At 51.7% G+C, this 21,684-nt stretch carries 27 protein-coding genes; 23 read left to right on the top strand and 4 right to left on the bottom strand.

Annotated elements, in window-relative coordinates:
* Positions 1-12 precede the first annotated feature (12 nt).
* Positions 13-648, bottom strand: a complete 636-nt coding sequence (locus tag EAT1B_RS09600; RefSeq protein WP_015880377.1) for a nitroreductase family protein — start codon at positions 646-648, stop codon at positions 13-15.
* Positions 645-1,091: a MarR family winged helix-turn-helix transcriptional regulator gene (locus EAT1B_RS09605; RefSeq protein ID WP_015880378.1), complete on the bottom strand. Its 447-nt coding sequence runs from the start codon at positions 1,089-1,091 to the stop codon at positions 645-647. Before EAT1B_RS09605 ends, EAT1B_RS09600 begins: the two co-directional genes overlap by 4 nt.
* A 181-nt stretch (positions 1,092-1,272) precedes the next feature.
* Here EAT1B_RS09605 and EAT1B_RS09610 point away from each other — a divergent pair, with 181 nt between their 5' ends.
* The 6 genes from EAT1B_RS09610 (at position 1,273) to modB (ending at position 7,432) form a co-directional block, all read left to right on the top strand.
* Positions 1,273-3,456, top strand: a complete 2,184-nt coding sequence (locus tag EAT1B_RS09610; protein ID WP_015880379.1) for a malate synthase G — start codon at positions 1,273-1,275, stop codon at positions 3,454-3,456.
* Positions 3,453-3,749 carry a hypothetical protein gene (locus EAT1B_RS09615; RefSeq protein WP_015880380.1) on the top strand — a complete coding sequence of 99 codons (297 nt, stop codon included), beginning with the start codon at positions 3,453-3,455 and terminating at the stop codon, positions 3,747-3,749. Before EAT1B_RS09610 ends, EAT1B_RS09615 begins: the two co-directional genes overlap by 4 nt.
* 75 nt (positions 3,750-3,824) lie before the next feature.
* On the top strand, positions 3,825-5,102 hold the full coding sequence (gene aceA, locus EAT1B_RS09620; protein ID WP_015880381.1) for an isocitrate lyase: 1,278 nt from the start codon (positions 3,825-3,827) through the stop codon (positions 5,100-5,102).
* A gap of 145 nt (positions 5,103-5,247) precedes the next feature.
* A complete protein-coding gene (gene ric, locus EAT1B_RS09625) occupies positions 5,248-5,955 on the top strand; it encodes an iron-sulfur cluster repair di-iron protein (RefSeq protein ID WP_015880382.1) in 708 nt (235 codons plus the stop codon).
* Between the two features lie 107 nt (positions 5,956-6,062).
* Entirely contained in the window at positions 6,063-6,794 is a 732-nt protein-coding gene (gene modA, locus EAT1B_RS09630; RefSeq protein WP_015880383.1) for a molybdate ABC transporter substrate-binding protein, read from the top strand.
* Complete coding sequence (gene modB, locus EAT1B_RS09635; RefSeq protein ID WP_015880384.1) at positions 6,791-7,432, top strand: molybdate ABC transporter permease subunit; 642 nt, start codon at positions 6,791-6,793, stop codon at positions 7,430-7,432. Before modA ends, modB begins: the two co-directional genes overlap by 4 nt.
* Here the strand turns inward: modB and EAT1B_RS09640 are convergent.
* Positions 7,429-7,800 carry a DUF3221 domain-containing protein gene (locus tag EAT1B_RS09640; RefSeq protein WP_015880385.1) on the bottom strand — a complete coding sequence of 124 codons (372 nt, stop codon included), beginning with the start codon at positions 7,798-7,800 and terminating at the stop codon, positions 7,429-7,431. The genes modB and EAT1B_RS09640 overlap by 4 nt on opposite strands.
* Positions 7,801-7,934: 134 nt before the next feature.
* Here EAT1B_RS09640 and EAT1B_RS09645 point away from each other — a divergent pair, with 134 nt between their 5' ends.
* The 7 genes from EAT1B_RS09645 to EAT1B_RS09675 all read left to right on the top strand — a co-directional run bounded on the left by EAT1B_RS09645 (position 7,935) and on the right by EAT1B_RS09675 (position 13,631).
* Positions 7,935-9,062 carry an MFS transporter gene (locus EAT1B_RS09645; protein WP_015880386.1) on the top strand — a complete coding sequence of 376 codons (1,128 nt, stop codon included), beginning with the start codon at positions 7,935-7,937 and terminating at the stop codon, positions 9,060-9,062.
* Positions 9,043-9,330 (top strand): hypothetical protein, encoded by a 288-nt coding sequence (locus EAT1B_RS09650; RefSeq protein ID WP_041917966.1) that lies wholly within the window; start codon positions 9,043-9,045, stop codon positions 9,328-9,330. Before EAT1B_RS09645 ends, EAT1B_RS09650 begins: the two co-directional genes overlap by 20 nt.
* Positions 9,323-11,569, top strand: coding sequence for a molybdopterin oxidoreductase family protein (locus tag EAT1B_RS09655; protein ID WP_015880387.1), 2,247 nt, complete (start codon positions 9,323-9,325; stop codon positions 11,567-11,569). The genes EAT1B_RS09650 and EAT1B_RS09655 overlap by 8 nt, the downstream gene beginning before the upstream one ends.
* Positions 11,566-12,108, top strand: a complete 543-nt coding sequence (locus EAT1B_RS09660; protein ID WP_015880388.1) for a 4Fe-4S dicluster domain-containing protein — start codon at positions 11,566-11,568, stop codon at positions 12,106-12,108. Before EAT1B_RS09655 ends, EAT1B_RS09660 begins: the two co-directional genes overlap by 4 nt.
* A gap of 20 nt (positions 12,109-12,128) precedes the next feature.
* Positions 12,129-12,635: a ubiquinol-cytochrome c reductase iron-sulfur subunit gene (locus tag EAT1B_RS09665; RefSeq protein ID WP_015880389.1), complete on the top strand. Its 507-nt coding sequence runs from the start codon at positions 12,129-12,131 to the stop codon at positions 12,633-12,635.
* Complete coding sequence (locus tag EAT1B_RS09670) at positions 12,625-12,828, top strand: hypothetical protein (protein WP_015880390.1); 204 nt, start codon at positions 12,625-12,627, stop codon at positions 12,826-12,828. The genes EAT1B_RS09665 and EAT1B_RS09670 overlap by 11 nt, the downstream gene beginning before the upstream one ends.
* A gap of 110 nt (positions 12,829-12,938) precedes the next feature.
* Positions 12,939-13,631, top strand: a complete 693-nt coding sequence (locus EAT1B_RS09675; RefSeq protein ID WP_015880391.1) for a Crp/Fnr family transcriptional regulator — start codon at positions 12,939-12,941, stop codon at positions 13,629-13,631.
* On the opposite strand, the gene EAT1B_RS09680 is transcribed toward EAT1B_RS09675, so the two are convergent.
* Entirely contained in the window at positions 13,632-14,144 is a 513-nt protein-coding gene (locus EAT1B_RS09680; RefSeq protein ID WP_015880392.1) for a hypothetical protein, read from the bottom strand. It abuts the gene before it with no gap.
* A 222-nt stretch (positions 14,145-14,366) separates the two neighbouring features.
* Between EAT1B_RS09680 and EAT1B_RS09685 the strand changes: the two genes are divergently transcribed.
* The 10 genes from EAT1B_RS09685 (at position 14,367) to EAT1B_RS09730 (ending at position 21,627) form a co-directional block, all read left to right on the top strand.
* A complete protein-coding gene (locus EAT1B_RS09685; RefSeq protein ID WP_015880393.1) occupies positions 14,367-15,683 on the top strand; it encodes an MFS transporter in 1,317 nt (438 codons plus the stop codon).
* A 63-nt stretch (positions 15,684-15,746) separates the two neighbouring features.
* Positions 15,747-16,754, top strand: coding sequence for a GTP 3',8-cyclase MoaA (gene moaA / locus EAT1B_RS09690; RefSeq protein WP_015880394.1), 1,008 nt, complete (start codon positions 15,747-15,749; stop codon positions 16,752-16,754).
* A 5-nt stretch (positions 16,755-16,759) separates the two neighbouring features.
* The gene (locus tag EAT1B_RS09695; protein ID WP_015880395.1) at positions 16,760-17,263 is read left to right on the top strand and encodes a molybdenum cofactor biosynthesis protein B; all 504 of its coding nucleotides are present in this window, start codon (positions 16,760-16,762) and stop codon (positions 17,261-17,263) included.
* Positions 17,260-17,808 carry a molybdenum cofactor guanylyltransferase gene (locus tag EAT1B_RS09700; RefSeq protein ID WP_015880396.1) on the top strand — a complete coding sequence of 183 codons (549 nt, stop codon included), beginning with the start codon at positions 17,260-17,262 and terminating at the stop codon, positions 17,806-17,808. Before EAT1B_RS09695 ends, EAT1B_RS09700 begins: the two co-directional genes overlap by 4 nt.
* Entirely contained in the window at positions 17,808-19,043 is a 1,236-nt protein-coding gene (gene glp / locus EAT1B_RS09705) for a gephyrin-like molybdotransferase Glp (RefSeq protein WP_015880397.1), read from the top strand. The genes EAT1B_RS09700 and glp overlap by 1 nt, the downstream gene beginning before the upstream one ends.
* Entirely contained in the window at positions 19,019-19,495 is a 477-nt protein-coding gene (gene mobB, locus EAT1B_RS09710; protein ID WP_015880398.1) for a molybdopterin-guanine dinucleotide biosynthesis protein B, read from the top strand. Before glp ends, mobB begins: the two co-directional genes overlap by 25 nt.
* Entirely contained in the window at positions 19,473-19,928 is a 456-nt protein-coding gene (locus tag EAT1B_RS09715) for a molybdenum cofactor biosynthesis protein MoaE (RefSeq protein WP_015880399.1), read from the top strand. The genes mobB and EAT1B_RS09715 overlap by 23 nt, the downstream gene beginning before the upstream one ends.
* Complete coding sequence (locus tag EAT1B_RS15785; protein WP_015880400.1) at positions 19,925-20,152, top strand: MoaD/ThiS family protein; 228 nt, start codon at positions 19,925-19,927, stop codon at positions 20,150-20,152. Before EAT1B_RS09715 ends, EAT1B_RS15785 begins: the two co-directional genes overlap by 4 nt.
* 3 nt (positions 20,153-20,155) lie before the next feature.
* Positions 20,156-20,620 (top strand): cyclic pyranopterin monophosphate synthase MoaC, encoded by a 465-nt coding sequence (moaC, locus tag EAT1B_RS09725; RefSeq protein WP_015880401.1) that lies wholly within the window; start codon positions 20,156-20,158, stop codon positions 20,618-20,620.
* Positions 20,617-21,627 (top strand): ThiF family adenylyltransferase, encoded by a 1,011-nt coding sequence (locus EAT1B_RS09730; RefSeq protein WP_015880402.1) that lies wholly within the window; start codon positions 20,617-20,619, stop codon positions 21,625-21,627. Before moaC ends, EAT1B_RS09730 begins: the two co-directional genes overlap by 4 nt.
* Positions 21,628-21,684: the final 57 nt, after the last annotated feature.

A 21,684-nucleotide genomic window follows, 5' to 3' on the forward strand; every position in this document is an offset into this window, starting at 1 on the left:
GACTCTTTTGAATTATTTCCAGTCTGTGATGCGGTCGACTGGGAAGCGGACTGATGGATACCCTTCTTCTGCTGCTTTCCCGATTGAGAGAAGCATGACTGGAAGGTAACGTTCTTTGTCGAGACCGAACGCTTCAGCGATGTTCGCTTTGTCGTATCCGCCGATTGGGTTTGTGTCATATCCGTGCGCACGTGCGACGAGCATGAGTTGCATCGCTACAAGACCTGAATCGAGCATGATGCTATCTTTAATCATTTCTTTCGGTGCATCTTTGAAGATGCCTTTGATCATGTCGACTTGACGGTCGCGGACTTCAGCCGGCATCATACCGCGCTCTACCGCTGTATCGAAAATCTCTTCTGTGTAATCTGCCATTTGATAGTCGGCGAAGAGGGCGATGACAGCTGAAGATGTTTCCACTTGGCGTTTGTTGAAGCTTGCGAGTGGAAGGAGTGTTTCTTTTCCTTCTGCGCTATCGATGACGACGAAGCGCCATGGCTGTAAGTTAAGGGATGAAGGAGCTGTTGTCGCTTCTTCAAGAATTTGTGTCATTTCTTCTTTTGAGATTTTGACGTTCTCATCGTATACACGAATCGAGCGGCGTCCTTTGACAATCTCCATAAAGTCTTTTTGTGTGGCAGTGTTCATATTGTAGTCTTCCTTTCATGGTCAATAGTATCTTGTAACATCGTGAGTGATGCTAGTAACTGTTGTTGATCCTCTACCTTCATGTTGACAAAAAGTCGGTCCGTTAAGCACTCTTTTTGCTCAGTCCAATGTGCAATTTGTTCACGACCCTCGTCTGTCAACTCAACATAGATGACACGGTTATCTTGTTCACAGCGTCTCCGCGTGATGAGTCCTTGTGTCTCTAATTGTTTCAGGTGTCGGGTGATGGCGGCATGGTCGACATCGACGCGCTGTTGCAATTCACGTTGCCGCAATGGACCGACGTGATACAAGTTGCTCAAAATGTCGTAGCGACTCAAGCTGAGCCCGTCCATTTCAGAGTCGAATAATTGCCCTAATTCTTTTTGTACAGTGATGATGTGATAGAGAATTTGATCACGAAGCGAGCAAGAATCTCGCATGCACATCGCCTCCTCAAATCATTGATGACTCAATCATTGATGGGTCACACAATGTATAGTAAACCCATCCTGACGATATTTCAAATAAAAAGTTTTAAAAAATAGGTTGTCAAACTGTTATATAATAGTCTATATTATAACAAACTGATATATAACAATGATTAAAGGAGGATGTGAACGCTTGGAACACTATGAACGACTAGATACGTATCATATTCATGAGAAACTGCTCGAATTTGTGAATAAAAACGTACTTGAACCCCATGAAATTAACGCTTTTTGGGAAGGCGTCGAATCGCTTCTAGAGCGTTTCATTCCAGTGAATCAGACACTTCTAGAGCAGCGCACGACATATGAGCGATTGTTACAGGAGTGGTACAGTCGCCAAGAAGAAGTCGATCCAATCGAATACGAGACATTTTTAACGTCGATCGGCTATATCGAACCGGTCGTCGAAGATTTTAATATCGACGTGTCGAATGTCGATCGCGAAATCGCGCATCAAGCTGGACCGCAACTCGTCGTACCGTTAGACAATGCCAGATATGCACTTAACGCCGCCAACGCCAGATGGGGAAGTCTCTACGACGCCCTTTATGGGACGGACATGATTGACGAGACAGACGGTATGGAAAAGGGGCGAGCATATAATCCCGTTCGCGGTAATGAGGTTATTCGGTTGGCGAAACTGTTTCTGGATGACACGTTCCCGCTACCATCAGGGTCGCACAAGGAAGTGACACGATACGTCGTTCGTGACGATGTCGCCTATGCGGTAATCGGGGACGTCGAGCATTCGTTCGCAGATGATTCCTTCGTCGGTTACACCGGGGAACCGAACGAGTTGAAGACGTTGATGCTCAGACACCATGCCTTACACGTTGCACTGCAATTTGACCGCGAGCATCCGGTCGGAAAGGTCGATCCTGCTGGACTGATGGACATCGAGCTCGAATCAGCCCTATCCGCAATCGTGGATTGTGAGGACTCGGTCGCAGCCGTTTGTGCGGAAGACAAAGTTCATCTGTATCGTAATTGGCTCGGTCTGATGGATGGGACGCTTGAAGCCTCGTTCCAAAAGAATGGGAAGCGACTCTCTCGGCGTTTAAACGAAGACAAGCGTTTGATTGGAAAAGGTGGAGCGGAAGTCGTCCTCCCAGGACGCGCGCTCTTATTCATTCGGAACGTCGGACACTTGATGACGACGGACTTGATCCTTGATGCAGCAGGTCGCGAGGTGCCAGAAGGAATCGTGGATGCCATCTTCACTTCATTGATCGCAAGTCGCCATCTCCATCGTCGTCTCAACTCTCGAGAAGGATCGATCTATATCGTCAAACCGAAAATGCACGGCTCTGAAGAAGTTGCATTCACCAATGACCTGTTTGACGCCGTAGAAGATTTACTGGATCTTCCGCGCCATACGTTAAAAGTCGGCGTGATGGATGAAGAGAGACGAACGTCGCTAAACTTGAAAAATTGTATCGAGCAAGTAAAAGAGCGAGTCGTCTTCATCAACACGGGCTTTCTCGACCGTACGGGAGACGAGATTCATTCCTCGATGACACTCGGACCGATGCGTCGGAAGGGAGAAATGAAGACGTCACCTTGGCTCGCTGCATATGAACGGTTGAATGTATCAACCGGTCTCGAGAGTGGGTTCCATCATCAAGCACAAATCGGAAAAGGGATGTGGGCGATGCCCGACCGGATGCAGGACATGATGCGTGAAAAAATGGCACACATACGCTCCGGGGCAACGACGGCATGGGTGCCTTCACCGACCGCGGCGACGCTCCATGCGATGCACTATCATCAACTTGATGCTTTTGATGTACAGCGAGAATTGATGCAACAGCCTGTTTTGAAACACGAACGACAACAGCTCCTTGATATCCCGCTCGCGACGCGCATCTATTCGCAAGAAGAGATCAAGGAAGAGCTCGAGAACAACTTGCAAGGATTGCTCGGGTACGTCGTTCGTTGGGTCGAACAAGGTGTCGGTTGTTCGAAAGTGCCGGATATTCACCATATCGGACTGATGGAAGACCGGGCGACACTCCGGATTTCGAGCCAACACGTGGCCAACTGGTTACATCACGGCATCTGTTCAGCGGAACAAGTCGAGGTCACCCTTTATCGGATGGCACGAGTCGTCGATGAGCAAAACGAGTCAGACCCGAATTATCGACCGATGACGCCGAACGTCAATCAGTCGATCGCCTATCAAGCCGCCCACGAACTCGTGTTTCATGGGTTGAAACAGCCAAACGGGTACACGGAGCCAATCTTGCATCGTCGCCGCCGTGAATTTATGAAACGTCAAACTGTGGAGTTAAACCTTAAAGGAGGAACCTCATCATGACAACGAAAAAAATGGAAAGCGAACAGTTGATTGAACGTTGGGTCGTCCGCCGCATCGTATCTGGAGAATCGACAGCATCTTTGGCGAATACGGCATTCGTATACGGCAACGACTTGATGCGCCTCGTCTTGGATCGTGCAGACGGTTCGCTCCAAATCATGAAAGAGCCGATCGATGAAGTCGTCGTTTTCCGAAAGCCGGAAGATCGGGACGAAGAAAACGTTTGTCGTTGCTGCGGGATGGAGCATTCGACGTTCAAGGCAGCCTTGGAGTGCTGCGCTTACCTCGACTAAACCATTTCGTTTACACCATCTGTTATATAACAAATTTAATTTTGTGAAATTAATATAATACAGGAGGGTTTATTGATGAAAAAACGCGAAGAATTGTTGAACAGCTGGAAGTCAGAACGATTTGAAGGGGTAGAACGTCCATACTCTGTAGAAGACGTCATGAAATTACGAGGGTCTATCGTAATTGAACATACACTTGCGACAAAGGGAGCGGAACGCCTGTGGCAATTGATGCACGAGCGTGACTACGTCCATGCACTAGGTGCGTTGACAGGGAACCAGGCGATTCAGCAAGTGAAGGCAGGACTCGAAGCCATCTATTTGAGTGGTTGGCAAGTAGCGGCGGATGCGAACCTGTCAGGTCACATGTATCCGGACCAGAGTCTATATCCGGCCAACTCAGTGCCAAGTGTCGTCAAACGAATCAACCAAGCGCTTCAACGTGCTGACCAAATTCAAACGGCAGAAGGGAAAGGCGACACGCATTGGTTCGCACCGATTGTCGCGGATATGGAAGCCGGTTTTGGTGGGGTGCTCAACGTATTCGAACTGACGAAGGCGATGATTGAAGCGGGGGCTGCCGGCGTTCACCTCGAAGACCAGCTCTCGTCTGAGAAGAAATGTGGTCACCTCGGTGGGAAGGTATTACTCCCGACGCAGACGGCTGTGAAAAACTTGATTTCGGCTCGACTCGCGGCAGACGTCATGGGTGTCCCGACAATCATCGTAGCGCGGACAGATGCGCACGCGGCGAACTTGATCACGAGCGACATCGACCCAATCGATCATCCGTTCATCATTGGAGAGCGTACGCCGGAAGGCTTCTATCGTACGGAAGCTGGTATCGAGCAAGCAATCGCTCGTGGTCTCGCTTATGCACCGTATGCAGACCTCGTCTGGTGTGAGACGTCCGAACCAGATTTGGCAGAGGCACGTCAATTTGCCGAAGCGATTCATGCGAAGTATCCAGGCAAACTTCTCGCTTACAACTGCTCGCCATCGTTCAACTGGAAGAAGAAGCTGTCAGACGAAGAGATCGCCACGTTCCAACAAGAAATCGGCGCAATGGGCTACAAGTTCCAGTTCGTTACACTCGCTGGATTCCACGCGCTCAACTTCGGCATGTTCGAGCTCGCACGCGGTTACAAAGATCGTGGCATGGCGGCTTACTCGGAGTTACAGCAAGCAGAATTTGCGGCTGAAGTACATGGTTACACGGCGACACGTCATCAGCGTGAAGTCGGAACGGGTTACTTCGATGAAGTCTCGCTCGTCATCTCAGGTGGACAATCATCAACGACAGCGCTCGCAGGTTCGACCGAGACTGAACAGTTTGAAACACCGTTGCATTGAGCGATGCCCCTCGACAAGAGGGGTTTTTTGTGTCCAAATTTGGAACACCTGCATCCTGTTCACTTAAATGTGACGTATTTCACATTTTTGTTGTCGAACTCTTGCTACGCTGAACATGTCAAAATGAATATGGAGGTTATGACAGATGACACAGACATTCACGGGCGATACGCACGTATCTGAAATCGTCAAACAATGCCCGCAAGCGGCAGACATTTTCAAACGGAACCGAATCGATTTTTGTTGTGGCGGCAACCGACCACTCGCTGAAGCGACTGACAAATCGAAACGGTCGACGGAAGACATTTTAGAAGAAGTTAATGCGCTCTATCAACGTAAGCAAGAGATGAACGAGAAGAGCATCGATTGGGATGCCGCTTCTTCTTCGGAATTGATTGAGCACATCATTTATAAGCATCACCAATTTTTGACGGACGAATTGCCACAGCTCACACCATATGTGACAAAAGTGTTCCGGGTCCACGGACAAAATCATCTGCACCTCGGACGCATTCATCAACTGTTCAATCAATTGAAAGTGGAACTTGAACAACATATCGTCAAAGAAGAGACAGAAGACTTCCCGACGTTGCTTCGTCACGAGACCGCACCGACAGCTGAAACGAGACGGGAGCTTGATGACATCTTGGCCTCGCTCGAGTCAGAACATGCAGCAGCCGGGGACATTTTAAAAGAGTTGCGTCAGATCACAAACGACTATACGCCGCCTGAAGGAGCGTGTGGGACGTATCGTCTTGTCTATCAACGGTTAGAAGCGCTCGAATCGGATACGTTTGAACACATTCATCTCGAAAACAACATTTTATTCCCGCGGGCGCGCGCGTTCGCTTAAGCAGTGGCACACCCCTACTTACGTAGAGGTGTCTTTTTGTGACGTTTGATACAGATGGGAGGCAAATCAATCGCTACGATAAAGGGGAGGCAAAGGAGTGATTAATCATGAAACGGGTGAGTGAAGTCATTGTAGGGGTGACGGTCGCCTTATTACTAAGTCAAGTCTGGTCGAGTTCAGATTCGGAGGACACCGTGACCATTTTGGCGGCGGCAAGCTTAGGACCGGCTTTAGAAGCGGTCGAGCGACAACTTGAAGCAGAGTTCGATGGGATCGATGTTCGAGTCGTGACGAACGGGAGCGGCGCCTTGCGAGCACAAATCGATCACGGGTCTCCGGCAGATATCTTTTTAGCCGCGAGCGTTGATGATGTCGACCGACTACAAATCCCGATTTTAGAGCGGGATGCGTTCTTGTATAACGAGCTGTGGCTCGTGACACCGAAAGGGAAACCGTGCGCGGAGACATGGTACGACTTAAACGCATGTGCTCGGATCGTCATCGGTGACCCGGTCAATGTCCCGGCCGGTCGCTACGCGAAAGCGGCGCTAGAAGTGGAAGGCGTGTGGGAAGAAGTGGAACCGCGAATCATGTTCGCCCAGAATGTAAGACAAGTATTGACGCTCATCGAACAAGGCGACGCCAATGCGGGATTCGTCTATAAGACGGAACTGACGACGGACGTCGAGTCGCTTCAGTCGGTCCCGTTTGAAGCGACGGGTACGATTGCGTATCCGGCGGTCCGGTTGACGCACAACCCATACGTACACGATGTGTACGCGCGTTTGTTTGACGATGATATCCAAGCTCACTTTTTAGCGAAAGGATTTTCTAAATGACGCAACATCCACTTCAACTCACATTCGAAGTCGGGATGATGGCGACGGTGAGCGCCTTCGTCCTCGCCTTCGGAGCGGCTTATTTCATGCATCGCCGTCAATTCAAAGGAAAGCGGCTGCTCGAGACAGTGTTTTTACTGCCGCTCATCTTGCCGCCGACAGTCATCGGACTATACGCTTTGATTGTCCTCGGGAACAACGGGATCGGCGGATTGTTACCGATTACGATCTTGTTCACAAAACAGGCGAACATCATCGCATCCGCCTTGGCCGCGTTTCCGCTCATCTACCAAACGATTCGTCTCGGTCTTAAACAACTCGATGCGGAATGGTATGAGGCCGGACGCGTGCTCGGTGGGTCAGAGCGCCAACTGTTCACCTACGTGACGATTCCGCTGCTGTTACCTGCGTTGACGAGTGGGTTTGTCCTTGGTTTCGCACGGTCAATCGGCGAGTTCGGAATCACGATGATGATTGCCGGAAATATCCCGGGCGAGACGATGACGCTCGCCACAGCGATTTATGTGGCGACAATCAACGGTGATATGACCCAGGCGCTCGTCTGGAGCGGGTGGTTAGTTGGTTTGGCGTTTTTAGTCCTCTGGCTAAGTGAACGTTACGGCAAGCGTTCATATTAGTCGATCACGTCGATTTTTTTCACATAAGACCGGTTCGGAGTATTTAAGATACTCGGACCGGTCTTTTTCCAAATGTGGACGTGGTCCCCGACAGTGATTTGCTCGAACGTGGCTTTCACTTGAAACTTGAACCAGCTTACGTCTTCCGGTTCACTTTGCGCGAACAAAGTGTCAGGAGAGAGCATGGCCTCTTCTGCTGTAATTCCGCTGATGACGAGTGCGGTGCGGTCAGATTCATTTATTTCAATCACATACCCCTCGACATCTGGTTCGGTCGTCGCTCGATTGGCGAAGACGAAACCGATGGAAAAGACGACGAGCATGGCCGCGATGGTGAGGAATAACATGATTTTAAGCGATGATTTCATAAGGGAACGCCTCCTTCGTTCATTATTCTGTCACGTCTCGAATCGCTTATCTGTGAAAAAAGTAACAGTTAAGTCGAGATGTCATCTTTATGATGAAACTATGAAGTCGCTCGGAAAGAGAAGGGGGAACACATATGTCCGATCGTTATTTTTATTCGACCGCCGCAAAGTGGTCGTTCGTAGGATTCACCGTCTTGGTGCTCTCGACATGGATCGCCTCGGCAGGATTTGAGCACGTAGACATGGCGCTGTTCGGCTACTACATCGCCGCCGTCATTTGCATGATTGGGATGGTCGTCCGCTTGACGTTATTTTTTGCACGGCCGGCCACCTCACAAGTATTGAAGCGGAGCCTCAAACAAATGAAGGCAGAAAAGAAACGGGCCGGTAAAGCCGTCGCCACGACAACTGTCAATAACATCGTCTTACAGAAGTTCATCTGGGAACGTGGCTGGTACCGCTGGACCCAACATATGTTGATTGCCTGGGGATGTCTCGGGTCGTTCGCCATCACATTCGGGCTGACGTTCCAATGGATGCGGTTTGATTTGATTGATATCGAGACGTATCAGATTGTCGTCTTTAACATCCCGACCATCAAGATGGCTGCGCACGGGTTGTTCGCGGAGCTCGTCTATAACGGGTTGAACATCACCGCGCTCATGTTGCTCGTCGGCGTGCTCATGGCACTCTATCGCCGGATCAACGACCAGGACGTGAAAGTGACCCAGCGGTTCGAATTTGATATTTTACCGCTCCTCATGTTGCTCATCGTCACTGTCTCGGGGTTGTTGTTGACCGTTTCGTACGTGTTCTTCGGAGGCTTCATCCATCACGAGCTCGCCTTGTTCCATCAATTGACCGTCATCATCTTTTTATGTTACTTCCCGTTCGGTAAACTGTTCCACTTGCCGGTCCGACCGATGGCGGCCAGCGTCCCGATGAACTACCGGGAAGTCGAAGCGGATGAGACCCGTGTCTGCGCCGGGTGCGGGACACGTTATGCGACGGACAATCAAGTCGAGGACGTCCAAGCGATTTTGCAAGCACAGACGATCCAGCTCGGGCTCAGTGACGGGACCCAGCTCTCCGATTACTGCCAACCGTGTCGACGTTCGATGCGTGTGAAGATGCAATTGAACTTGATGAACGGACAGTTACCGACACACCCGGTCGATACGAACACAGGCATGTCGATGCCAGGATTCGGCCGACCGAAGGAGACGAAAGGTGAGGCAAAAGATGAGACACCTGTGCGTTAAGTGCGGCGAACCGATCGGCACGCTTGAAGAGATTGAACAAGTGAAACAATTGCTCGAAGGGTCGGACCAACTCGTGAAAGTCGATGCGGCGCACACGGTCCAAGACCTCTGTCACGGCTGTCGTCGTCGGGCCCGGCTCGATTCGGCGCTCGGACGGCCTGGAAGTGACGGGATGCATTATCCGCTTCAAACGATTAATGGCTATCACGTCAGTGGATTTTCAAAACGAAGAGCGGAAACGTTCTATGGAGGGGAAGACGATGAGTGACTTTTTAACGTCGCCAGAAGTACAGAACTTAATCAAACCAGGCGAAAAATTGATTACAACCCATTGCTGTTACTGTGGCATGCAGTGCGGCATGCATATCCGGGTCGATGAGAAAACCGGGGCCGTCAAAGGCGTTGAACCACGCTACGATTTCCCGGTCAATAAAGGAAAACTTTGTCCGAAAGGCGTCACGGCCTATCAAACGATCGAACATCCGGACCGCATCATGACTCCGCTCATCAAACGGAACGGCAAGTTTGAGAAAGCGACATGGGAAGAAGCACTCGACGTGATCGAAGCAAACTTTAAACGCATTCAACGAGAGCATGGGAAAGATGCGGTGTCCGTCTTCGGCGGCGTCTCGATGACGAATGAAAAATGTTACCTCGTCGGGAAGTATGCGCGGGTCGCACTCGGCACACGGTTCATCGATTACAACGGTCGCTTCTGCATGTCGTCAGCTGCCGGCGGTTTCTTAAAGACACTTGGGATTGACCGCGGAGCGACGCTTCCGTGGACGGAGTTCGAGCACGTCGACACATTCTTTGTCGCCGGTTCGAATATCGCCGAATGTCATCCGACGACGACGCAACATATTTGGAAGGCGAAAGACAAAGGCGCGAAAATCATCGTCGCCGACCCGCGTGAAATTCCGATGGCGCGCGTCGCCGATGTCCATCTCGATTTGAAGCCAGGGACGGATGCGGCGCTTGCGATGGGACTGCTCAACTTTTTAGTCGAACACGATTATGTTGATCAAGCGTACGTGGATGAGCGTTGCGATAACTATGAAGAGTTGAAAGCGTCGGTCCGAGACTGGACGCTCGAACGGACGAGTGAGGTGACCGGTGTCGCCATCGAAAAACTCGAGAAGGCCGGTCATATTTATGGGAAGAGCCCACGTTCGGTCATGTTGTTCGCTCGCGGCGTCGAACAACAGTCAAAAGGCGTCGACAATGTCTCGCTCTATACGTCGATGGCGCTCTTACGAGGCATGATTGGGAAGTTTGCTTCGGGCGTCGCCACGATGACGGGGCAAGGGAACGGGCAGGGTGGACGAGAACATGGACAAAAAGCAGACCTGTTACCAGGCTACCGAAAATTAACTGATCCGAAAGCCATTGAATATGTGAGCGGGGTTTGGGGCATCGATCCTTCCGAGATGCCAAAACCAGGTGTGTCCGCGTTCGAAATGTTCGATGAGATTCAAGCGGGAACGATTCGGGCGATGCACCTCATGTGTTCGAACCCAGCCGTTTCGGCACCGAACCTTCCGTACGTGTGGGACAGTTTCAACAAACTCGATTTCTTCGTCGTTAGTGACTTCTTCATGTCGGAATCTTGTGAGTTCGCTGATGTCGTCTTACCGGCTTGTTCGTGGGCCGAAGACGAAGGGACGACGACAAACTTAGAAGGACGAGTCATTCGGATCCGGAAAGTGCGCGAACCGCTCGGGGATTCGCTTCCAGACTGGGAAATCATGAAGCGGATCGCTGAGCGGATGGGACGCGGACAGTACTTCCCGTATGAGACGGCGCGTGACATCTGGGAAGAGTTCCGCATCGCGACGAAAGGTGGAGCGGCTGACTACTCTGGGATCACATGGGAACGAATCGACGACGAGTATGGTGTCTTTTGGCCATGTCCGTCCGAAGATCATCCCGGCACACCGACGATGTTCAAAGAACGGTTTGGAACGGCGAATGGAAAAGCAAATTTGCCTGTCGTCACATATCGGCCGGCCGGTGAATATGCGAATGAAGAATATCCGGTCACGCTCACGACAGGTCGGGTCGTCTTTCATTACTTATCGGGCAATCAGACGCGCCGTGTCGACTTCTTGAGCACGATGTCAAAACTGCCGTTCGTGGAGATCCATCCGGAGTTAGCATCAAGTTATGGCCTTCAAACGGGCGACAAAGTCGAGCTTCGCACACGTCGCGGGTCGATTGTCGTCGAAGCACGTTTGACGAAGGCGATTCGAAAAGATACGGTCTTCGTCCCTTATCATTGGGGCAAGGAGCTTGCCATCAATCAATTGACGAACCCGTGTCTCGATCCGATGTCACGCATGCCGGAGTTCAAGGTATGTGCGGTACAAATGAAAAAGTTACCGGCCAACACCCCGTTACACATTAATCCGTTGACGGTCCCGCTCGGATCAAGCGTGCCGTTCATGGCGGACCATGCGATTGCGACGAGCTGTCACGTCATGGATGAGGAGGTTCATACGAAATGAATAAGGTCATGTATTTAGAGTTTGAACGTTGTATCGGCTGTCGGGCCTGTCAGGCAGCTTGCCGCGAATGCGGGGACCACGAGGGGCTCGAGCGCAACTATGTGGATTATATCGATTTCTCGGAGAACCGTCAGACGTTCCCGATGATCTGTATGCAGTGTAAAAATCCGGCTTGTGCTCAAGTATGTCCGGCGAATGCGATTCAAATCACGCCAGAGGGCGTCGTGTTATCGGCTTCAGAAGAAAAATGTATCGGCTGCCGGAACTGTACGTTCGCTTGTCCGTTCGGGATTCCGAAGTTCGACTTTGAGAAGAATAAGATGTATAAGTGCGACATGTGTTACGACCGCTCCAAACATGATATCGCGCCGATGTGTGCGTCGGTTTGTCCGTCGGATGCGATTCGCTTCATCGACCATGACGAGATGATGCAACTCCGTCGTCAACGCGTCCAAATGAACATGATCGAAGGGAAAAAGCCTTCGCAAGACGATAAATGGAATTACGTCCCTGAATTCTTTGGCGTCTATTCCGATTGAGATGGAAAGGAAGATGACTTATGTCGAATGAATCAAAAGACCGGGAACGCTTATCCGAACTCGTCGATAACTTGAGTCGGGCCGATGACGTGAAACTGAATCGACGGGCGTTCATCAAATCAACGTTCGGCGCAGGTATCGCACTCGGTCTCGCGACTATCCCGTTCAATATCGCGGCCTTCGTTCGAAGCGAGCCGAGAACCGACCGTCAGTTCATCACGACGGTCGAGGCGCTAGAGCGCGGGAAATCACTCGAATTTGAATATCCGGGTACGGAACCATCGTTGCTCGTTCATTTAAAGAATGGTGAATTCGTCGCCTATAACAACAAATGCACTCATCTGCAGTGCCCAGTGTTTTATGTGGAGGAAGAAGATGTTCTTCTTTGTCCGTGCCATCGTGGTTACTTCGGTGTCGACGGCCAACCACAGGCCGGTCCGCCGCAGCGGGAACTCCCTAAAATCTTGCTTGAAATCGAGAACGGGAAGATTTTTGCGGTCGGAAGAGAGATTCATCATGGGGCGTAACGGTTGGAGTTTAATCGGATTGGTCATATTGCTCGCGACGAACATGATACTCTTGCAATATACAATTGAGAGCTACATGGTGTATAATCACGCCTCGATGCGACTGTATATGATCATCGCCGTCATCAATGTCGGATTGATCGGCTTATTATATCGATATTGGAAAAAAATTGAATATCGTACGAAAGAATAGTCCTCCCCTTGAAACGCTTCCAAATGTTGATTGCGTTTCGAGGGGGTTTGTGTTTAGAATGAAGGCAAGCTTTCATATGGCGCAACGTATTTTAAGGAAGGTCGGTGGAAATGGCTCATTCAAGTAAAGCGATGGTGCTCGAGGAAACAAAAAAATTGGCACATCGAATCATTCATGTCCCAAAAGGCGGTTTTCTGTTCCGAGAACAAGAAAACGCAGCTGAATTTTATATTGTAAAGAGTGGACTGATTCAAATTTCGAAATTGACGGAAAATGGAAAAGAATTGACGTTACGTTGTTTAAGCGCTGAGGCTTGTTGCGGAGAGTTGACGTTATTCGCAATCGAACCAAAATATTTATTTAACGCCAAGGCGTTAGAAGATAGTGAAATTTACGCGGTCAAAATCGAGCGTATTGAAACGATGATTTTGTCGTCGAACCCGGAATTCGTCCGCGAGTTCATGGTCATGATCAACGAACATATGCGGAAACAGCATACGAAATTTAGAGACTTGGTGCTGAACGGGAAAAAAGGAGCGCTCTACTCGACGCTCATTCGTATGGCGAACAGCTATGGGGTGGAAGTCGAAGACGGCATTCTCATCGACTTGAAACTGAAAAACCAAGAGCTCGCCAACTATTGCGGGACATCGCGTGAACGCGTGAATCGCATGTTGAACGAGCTCGCCCAAGAAGGGATTATTTCACTCCCTTCCCGTCAAATCATTATCCATGACCTCGACCGGTTGAAACTGCTCAACCATTGTGAGGACTGTCCGGTCTCGGTCTGTGTCATCGATTGATCACATTACGGCGGCAAGCGATAGCTCGCCTTCAAAATGCTCCAATCCATCGGTCTCGATTGTACAGGCCGATACATAAAACTCGCCATCTTCCATCAATTCATAAGACCGGAGCACGCCTTCGGCTAGCTTGATCCCGTTGGCACGGACCTCGACGACGACACCTTCCATCGAGCGGACACGCGCTGCAGATAAAAAGTCGAGCCATCGTTTGAAATGGCGATAAACGGTGACCGTGGTCCCGTCCCCTAAGTAACCGATAACTGCCTGGGTATCATCGATCGTCACGTCATGGTGAGTGTCGATCCGAACGAGTAAGGTGTGCAGCGCTTCTAGTTCTTCTAACGGACTTTCAAGTGGGAATGTGATATCGAGCCCCGTTTCGGTGAACGCAGCCTCGGCGATCGCGACGCCGAAGACACGGAACACGTGGGCCCCGTCTTGACTGAAGAAATATGGTTGTAGCGCCAAGCGAACTTCGGGCGCACAGTGGATTTGAATGAGATGTGACAAATTAATCCCTCCTCTATTCCTTATCGTAAGGAATCGGGGAGGGTTTTTCTGTGTTCAATGTCACAGAAACAAAAGATAGGCGATTTTGTCACAGATTGATGACAGGGTGAGAAAAAAACGCAAGATGCGAAATAAGTGTGAAAGAAGGCACACTTTTTTTAGGGGGTGGCCGATAGGATGAGATTAGGGTACGAATTGAACCGTTAAGAGGAGGAATAGACTATGCAACAATTAGAAAAAGGGTCACACGCACTCGCGGAGTGGAAGCCAGAGGATGTGGGATTCTGGGAAGAGACGGGAAAACAAGTCGCCAATCGGAACTTGCTCGTTTCGGTCCCGGCACTGACGCTTGCATTCATCGTCTGGCAAATGTGGTCGGTCGCGGCCGTCCAATTGAATTCGATCGGGTTTAGCTTTACGCAAGGCCAGCTGTTCACGTTGGCCGCCCTACCTGGACTCGTCGGGGCGACGTTGCGCTTTTTCTATACGTTCGCAAACAGTATATTCGGCGGTCGGAACTGGACGATCTTCTCGACATCGATTTTGTTGTTGCCGCTCCTAGGCATCGCCTATGCCGTTCAAAACGTCAATACGCCGTATTGGGTATTCATGATTTTGGCCGCACTTTGCGGACTAGGCGGCGGAAACTTCTCGTCATCAAACGCCAACATCGGCGCGTTTTATCCGAAAGCGAAAAAAGGGACGGCGCTAGGGATTAACGGAGGCATCGGGAACTTGGGCGTCTCGCTCGTCCAATTGATCACACCGCTCGTCATCACGACAAGTATTTTCGGGTTCATCGGCGGGAACGCCCTCGTGACCGAGACCGGCAAAGAGATTTGGCTTCAAAACGCCGCGCTCCTTTGGGTCGTGCCGACCATCATTTTGACGGTCTGCGCATACTTGTTCATGGATAACTTACCGACCGCGCGTCAATCGCTTCGTGAACAGGCGAGCGTGTTTAAAGACAAACATTTTTGGATTCAAACGTTGCTCTACACGGCGGCGTTCGGTTCCTTCATTGGATATGCCGCAGCGTTCCCGATGATTTTAAAGTTAAAGTTCCCTGAGTCGGACTTGATGGCGCTCGCCTTCCTTGGTGCATTCCTTGGCGCCTCTTCGCGTCCGTTCGGGGGCTGGATCAGTGATAAGATCGGAGCGGCCAAAGTGACATTAATCGTGTTCGGAATCATGGCGCTCGGTACGATCAGTGTCATCATGGCCATCACGAACAGCAACTTGACGATGTTTTTCATCTCCTTCGTCGTCTTGTTCATCGCAACAGGACTCAACTCTGGAGCGACGTTCGCGATGATTCCCCACGTATTCGTGGCGACTAAGACACCGGCCGTCGTCGGATTCTCGGCAGCGTTTGCTGCTTACGGAGCCTTCTTCATTCCGAAGATGTTCGGTTGGTCGCTCGAGCTCGTCGGTTCGTTCAACGGTGCGTTGTTCGTCATGCTAGGGCTCTATGCGATCTCGATTGCCACCACAATTTATTATTACTTGCGCAGCGGTGCTGAGAAGCCGATTCGCTGACAAATCGACGCAGGGACTGTGAGGGTCCCTGCTGTCGTTGATGGATAGAAAGGATGAACCAAGATGACACCATGGACCGATCGACGGAGACGACCGTTGGAAGACTTACGCATCTCAGTCATTGATAAATGCAACTTTCGTTGCCGATACTGCATGCCGGAAGAAGCGTTCCGCCACCACCAATTTTTAAAACGAGATGAGTTGTTATCGTTTGACGAGATCGAGCGCTTCGTTCGCATCATCGCCCCACACGGCGTGAAAAAAGTGCGTCTGACCGGGGGCGAACCTCTACTCAGGCCGAATCTCGATGAACTGATTCGCCGCCTTCGCGCGGTCACGACCATCGAGACTATCGGGTTGACGACGAACGGCGTCTATTTAGAACGGATGGCGAAAGTGTTGAAGCAAGCTGGGCTCGACCGGGTCAACGTCAGTCTAGACGCCTTATCGGCCGAGACGTTCGGGATGATGAACGGACGCGGCACGTCGCCCGAGACGGTATTACGAGGAATCGATGAGGCGAAACGGCAAGGGCTCGAAGTGAAAGTGAACATGGTCGTCCGAAAAGGCTGGAACGATCATGAAGTCGCCCCTATGGCCGCGTATTTCAAAGAACGGAACATCACACTCCGTTACATCGAGTTCATGGATGTCGGCACGGCGAATGAATGGAACGTCGAACATGTCGTGTCGTCTGAATCGATTCTTGAGGTGTTGAAACAACGAAATGGATTACTTGAACCGCTTGCACCCGAAACACTAGGAGAAGTCGCGCAACGTTACCGTTACACGGATGGGGCGCAAGTTGGCTTCATCTCTTCGGTCAGCCAACCGTTCTGCGGAACGTGTACGCGAGGTCGCCTATCGAGTGACGGCAAATGGTACACGTGCCTGTTCGCAGAAGACGGGACCGATATCCGCGAATTGCTCCGCAGTGGGGCGAGCGATGAATTGATTGCCATGACACTAAAAATGGTATGGGAAGTACGGGAAGACCGCTATTCGGAAGAACGGTCGCGAACTGGGAGTCGGACGCGAAACCGAATTGAAATGAGTTATATCGGAGGATGAAGACGATGCAAGCACACAACCATGTACATCAAAACACACAGCGTGTCCGGGCAGCGATTTTGACGATCTCGGATACGCGAACACTCGATACGGACGTGTCTGGCGAACATATTTGTACGCTATTAAAAGAAGAAGCACATACGGTCACATACCGCGAAATCACGAAAGATGACTCATTTGAAATCGAAGCGGCCGTCAGACGAATGGTCGACGAAAAAATGGACGTCATCTTGACGACCGGGGGAACGGGCATCACGAAACGGGACGTCACCATTGAGACGATTCGACCGCTGCTTGACCGAGAAATGGTCGGCTTCGGCGAGTTGTTCCGTTATGTCAGCTTCACGGAAGATATCGGACCGGCGGCGATGTTGTCGCGAGCTTTAGCAGGACGCATCGGGGATACGATCATCTTTTCGATGCCAGGGTCGCGAGGCGCCGTCGACTTGGCGATGACTCGCTTGATTCTTCCCGAGCTCTCCCATATCGTCTGGGAAGCGACGCGATGATCGGCATCGTCTTGGCAGGCGGAAAATCGCGCCGGTTCGGATCCCCTAAATGGCAAGCCTGTTATGAGGACATCTCGTTTGAAGAGCGGGCGCGACAGACACTCGTTACAACGACGACGTCCCAATGGAGCGTCGTACCGGCCGGACAGTCGATGACCTCATATCAACTTGAAGATGACATGGAATGGCGCGGCATGGGGCCGCTCGCCGGCATCGTCACCGTCATGCGGCACGTCCCGGCTGAATGGTATGCCATCTGTGCGTGTGATACACCTTTGTTGCCGTCGCCCGTTTATGAACGGCTTGTGATAGAACGAGAGAATCAGCCGGTTGTCGCCTACGCAGATAATCGAATCCATCCGCTCATCGCCTTGTATCCCCGCTCGATACTGTCCCAGTTCGAAGCCGCTTTACGTCGAGGCGAACGGGCGGTCATGCCTCACTTGACAGAGGCGACAATCGTCTCGTTTGCTGAACGGGACTGGTTTAAAAATGTGAACACACCGAGTGATTATGAAGAATTGCTAGGAAAGGAAGTGGAGTAATGGAAAAGATGTCGACGCTATTTCGTAAGCCGCTCGCCGTTGACGAGGCGGTCATCCGTGTCCAAGAAGCGACGGGGAAAGGTCGGACGGAAACGGTACCGTTGTATCGAGCGAACGGCCGGATTTTAGCGATGGATCTCACTGCGACGCATGACGTTCCAGCATTTAATAAATCTCCGTATGACGGTTTTGCTGTCCAGTCCGCGGATTTGTTGAGAGCGAGCCGCGATGAACCGGTGACATTACCCATTCAATACGTTCAGGGAGCCGGACACGTCGGAGAACCGCTCCGCGCCGGCGAGGCGATTCGCATCATGACCGGGGCAAAAATTCCAGACGGAGTCGATGCGGTCGTCATGCTCGAGCTCGCACAAGCGGATGAACGAGTCGTGACGTTCAAGCGACCGGCCCGCGATGCCAATATTTCCTATCGTGGGGAAGATATGACGGCGGGGACGAATATCGTTGACCGAGGCACCCGCATTAATCCGGGCGTCATCGCCTTGCTCGCTACGTTCGGGTATGAGCAGGTCGACGTATACGTAAAACCGCACATCACCGTGTTTGCGACCGGTGATGAGCTCGTTGAACCGGGACAGAAAAAAACCGATGGGCAAATCTATAATTCGAATGCATATATGATTCTCGCTCAAATCGAGGCACTCGGTGGCGCGGCGACATATGGCGGTATCTTGCCGGATACGTTCGCTTCGACAAAGCGGGCGATTGACGAGGCACTTCGGACGAGTGATGCCGTCGTCACGACAGGCGGGGTATCGGTCGGAGATTTTGATTATTTACCGGATGTATATGAGGCGCTCGGGGCGACGGTGCTGTTTAATAAAGTTGGGATGCGGCCAGGGTCCGTCACGACGGTCGCGCACGTCGAACATCGGTTGTTGTTTGGATTATCCGGGAATCCGTCGGCGTGTTTTGTCGGAACGGAACTGTTTGTAGGCACGTATATGAAGACGTTATTCGGGCAAGCGGAGCGACCTGTCATCCAGGCGGAACTTGGTGTCGATTTCCCGAAAACGAATCCGTTCGACCGGTTCGTGCGTGGACATGTGACGATTGATGCGACCGGGCAGACGGTGGTTCATCCGAGCGGGAAAGACAAGTCGGGCATCGTCTCCTCACTCGCGACGTGTAACGCGTTGATTCATCTGCCAGGCGGAACGAGAGGGTTTCAAAAAGGGGACTCGGTGCGATGTCGAATCATCGATCAGCTTTGATTTTACAAGTGGTCGGCTATCAAAATAGCGGTAAAACATCGTTCGTTTCTGAGCTGACAGCACGCTTGTCGGCGACGGGGCTCCGTGTCGGTGTCATCAAACACCACGGTCACGGAGGGACGTTCGACTTGCCGATGACGGACTCGCATCGTCACGCGTTGGCTGGTGCCGTGCTATCGAGTGTGATCGGTGAAGACGGGACGTTAATCGAGTGGCAAGCGGTCGACACGTTTGAGTTGCTCCTCAACTGGTACGAGGCGCACGTCGACATCGTGATCATCGAGGGATACAAACGGAAAGATTATCCGAAAGTGGTGCTCGTGCGAGACGGGCATGAACAACCGGTCGATGTGACGAACGTGATCGCGCGCGGAGATTCCGTGGCAGACAAGGACCGGTTGATGCGTTTAGTGGAAAGGTGGATGGAGAATGAAATGGTATCAAGTGAATGAACATCCGCTCGAACCGATGGCGCTTTACGAAACGGTCCGGCATCGAAACGTCGGGGCGGTCGTGCTGTTTATCGGGACGGTGCGAGAAATGACGGGTTCCAAACAGACTGAGCTCTTGGAGTATGAATCATACGTACCGATGGCCGAGAAGATGCTCGAACAAATCGCGAAAGAAGTGGCGGAACGTTGGCCTGGTGCGTTGACGGCGATCCATCACCGGATTGGACGACTCGATATCATGGAAGAAGCGGTCGTCATCGCGACGAGTTCTTCCCATCGCGCCGACGCATACGAGGCGAATCGTTACGCCATCGAACGGATTAAAGAAATTGTCCCAATTTGGAAACGGGAGCATTGGACCGACGGCACGAAATGGATGGGTGATCAAAAAGAACAACACCCAGGACGCCCGGAAGGAGTGACGTACACATGATTGAGGTATTATGTTTTGCCCACGTGGCAGAAGAGTTGGCGGTCCGGTCCTATACCGTTTCGGCTCCACAAACAATCGCCGCCTTGCGAGCGGATTTGGCCGAGCGGGGCGTGTCGGGAGCGGAACGTCTCATGTTCGCGGTCAATGAGCGCTATGAGACGGACGAATATACGGTTGCAGACGGAGACACGGTCGCCGTCATTCCAATGGTGAGCGGAGGATAAACGATGGAACTGACACACATGAACGACCAAGGGCGGGCGCGGATGGTCGATGTCTCGGATAAACCGGAAACGACACGGACAGCTCGGGCCCGCACATCAGTTGAATTGAGCAGTGAACTGAAACAGCTCATCACGGATGGTGACCTTGCGAAAGGCGACGTGCTTGCTGTCGCCCAAGTGGCCGGGATTATGGCCGCCAAAGAGACGAGCCGCATCATCCCGATGTGTCACCCGCTCGCCTTGAAAAAAGTCGATTTAACATTCGAATGGGACGAGACACAGCTCATCATCGAGTCGTTCGTGAAGACGAAAGGTGATACCGGTGTTGAGATGGAAGCGTTGACGGCCGCATCGGTCGCAGCGTTGACCGTATACGATATGACGAAAGCGGTCGATAAAGGCATCGTCATCGGGCCGACATACTTGCTTGAGAAACAAGGCGGGAAGTCAGGGGACTACGTCCGATGACACATGTTCCGGAACGTTACGCGCGGCAGGCCCGGTTCCACGGTATCGGTGGGGACGGGCAAGAACGTCTGATGGTGAAACGAGTGCTCGTCGTCGGTCTCGGTGCGCTCGGAGCGGCCGTGAGCGATCAACTTGTTCGGGCCGGCGTCTCACTTATCCTCGTCGACCGCGACTATGTAGAGGTGACGAACTTACAACGACAGACGCTCTATACGGAACAGGACGCACGTGCCGAGACGCCGAAAGCGGTCGCGGCGCTCGAACGCCTGCGGACCATCAACTCAGACGTTGAGTTGGACGCGCAGATCGCCGACGTATCGTGGGATTGGCTTCGGCCTTTGCCGCCCGTTGATCTCGTCTTGGACGCGACCGATAACGTCGAGACACGTCTTCTATTGAACGATTTCGCACTCGAGCGCGGCATTCCGTTCTTGTTTGCCTCTTGTGTCGGGGCATACGGCATGAACTACACGGTGATGCCGGAAGAAGCGCCGTGTCTTCGTTGTCTCATGCGTCATTTGCCGTTAGCCGGACAGACGTGCGCGACAGCGGGGGTGGTGGCTCCCATCGTGCAACTTGTGGCGAGCCGTCAAGCCGTCGAGGCGTTGAAATATTTGACGGGGCGTCATGAAAAGATGGAACGTCGACTGTTGATTGAAGACATGTGGGAGAATCAGTCACAGCGGCTCGATGTCGCACGGCTCGTCGACGTGTCTTGCCCGTCTTGTCAGACCCATGACTACCCGAGTCTCGTTTCAAGTCGACAGCAGACAGCGCTCCTATGTGGTCGCGATGTCGTCCAAGTCCGTCGCTCCATCGAAGGGCTTGACCCGATTGCGCATCAACTCGAGCGGGCGGACATCACCGTGAAGCAGACCCCGTTCACGTTGGAATGGCGATGGCGGAATCATCGGATGCTCTTGTTCAAAGACGGAAGGGTTCTCGTCCATGGTGTTGACGATGCGCATGTCGCGGTCGCGATGGTCGATGAATGTCTTGGTACGTAATTCATCGCATCATAGAGCTTGTTTTTCCCTAAAAAAATACAAAATGATACAACAATT

Source organism: Exiguobacterium sp. AT1b (genome assembly GCF_000023045.1).
In the GTDB taxonomy this organism is placed as follows: domain Bacteria; phylum Bacillota; class Bacilli; order Exiguobacteriales; family Exiguobacteriaceae; genus Exiguobacterium.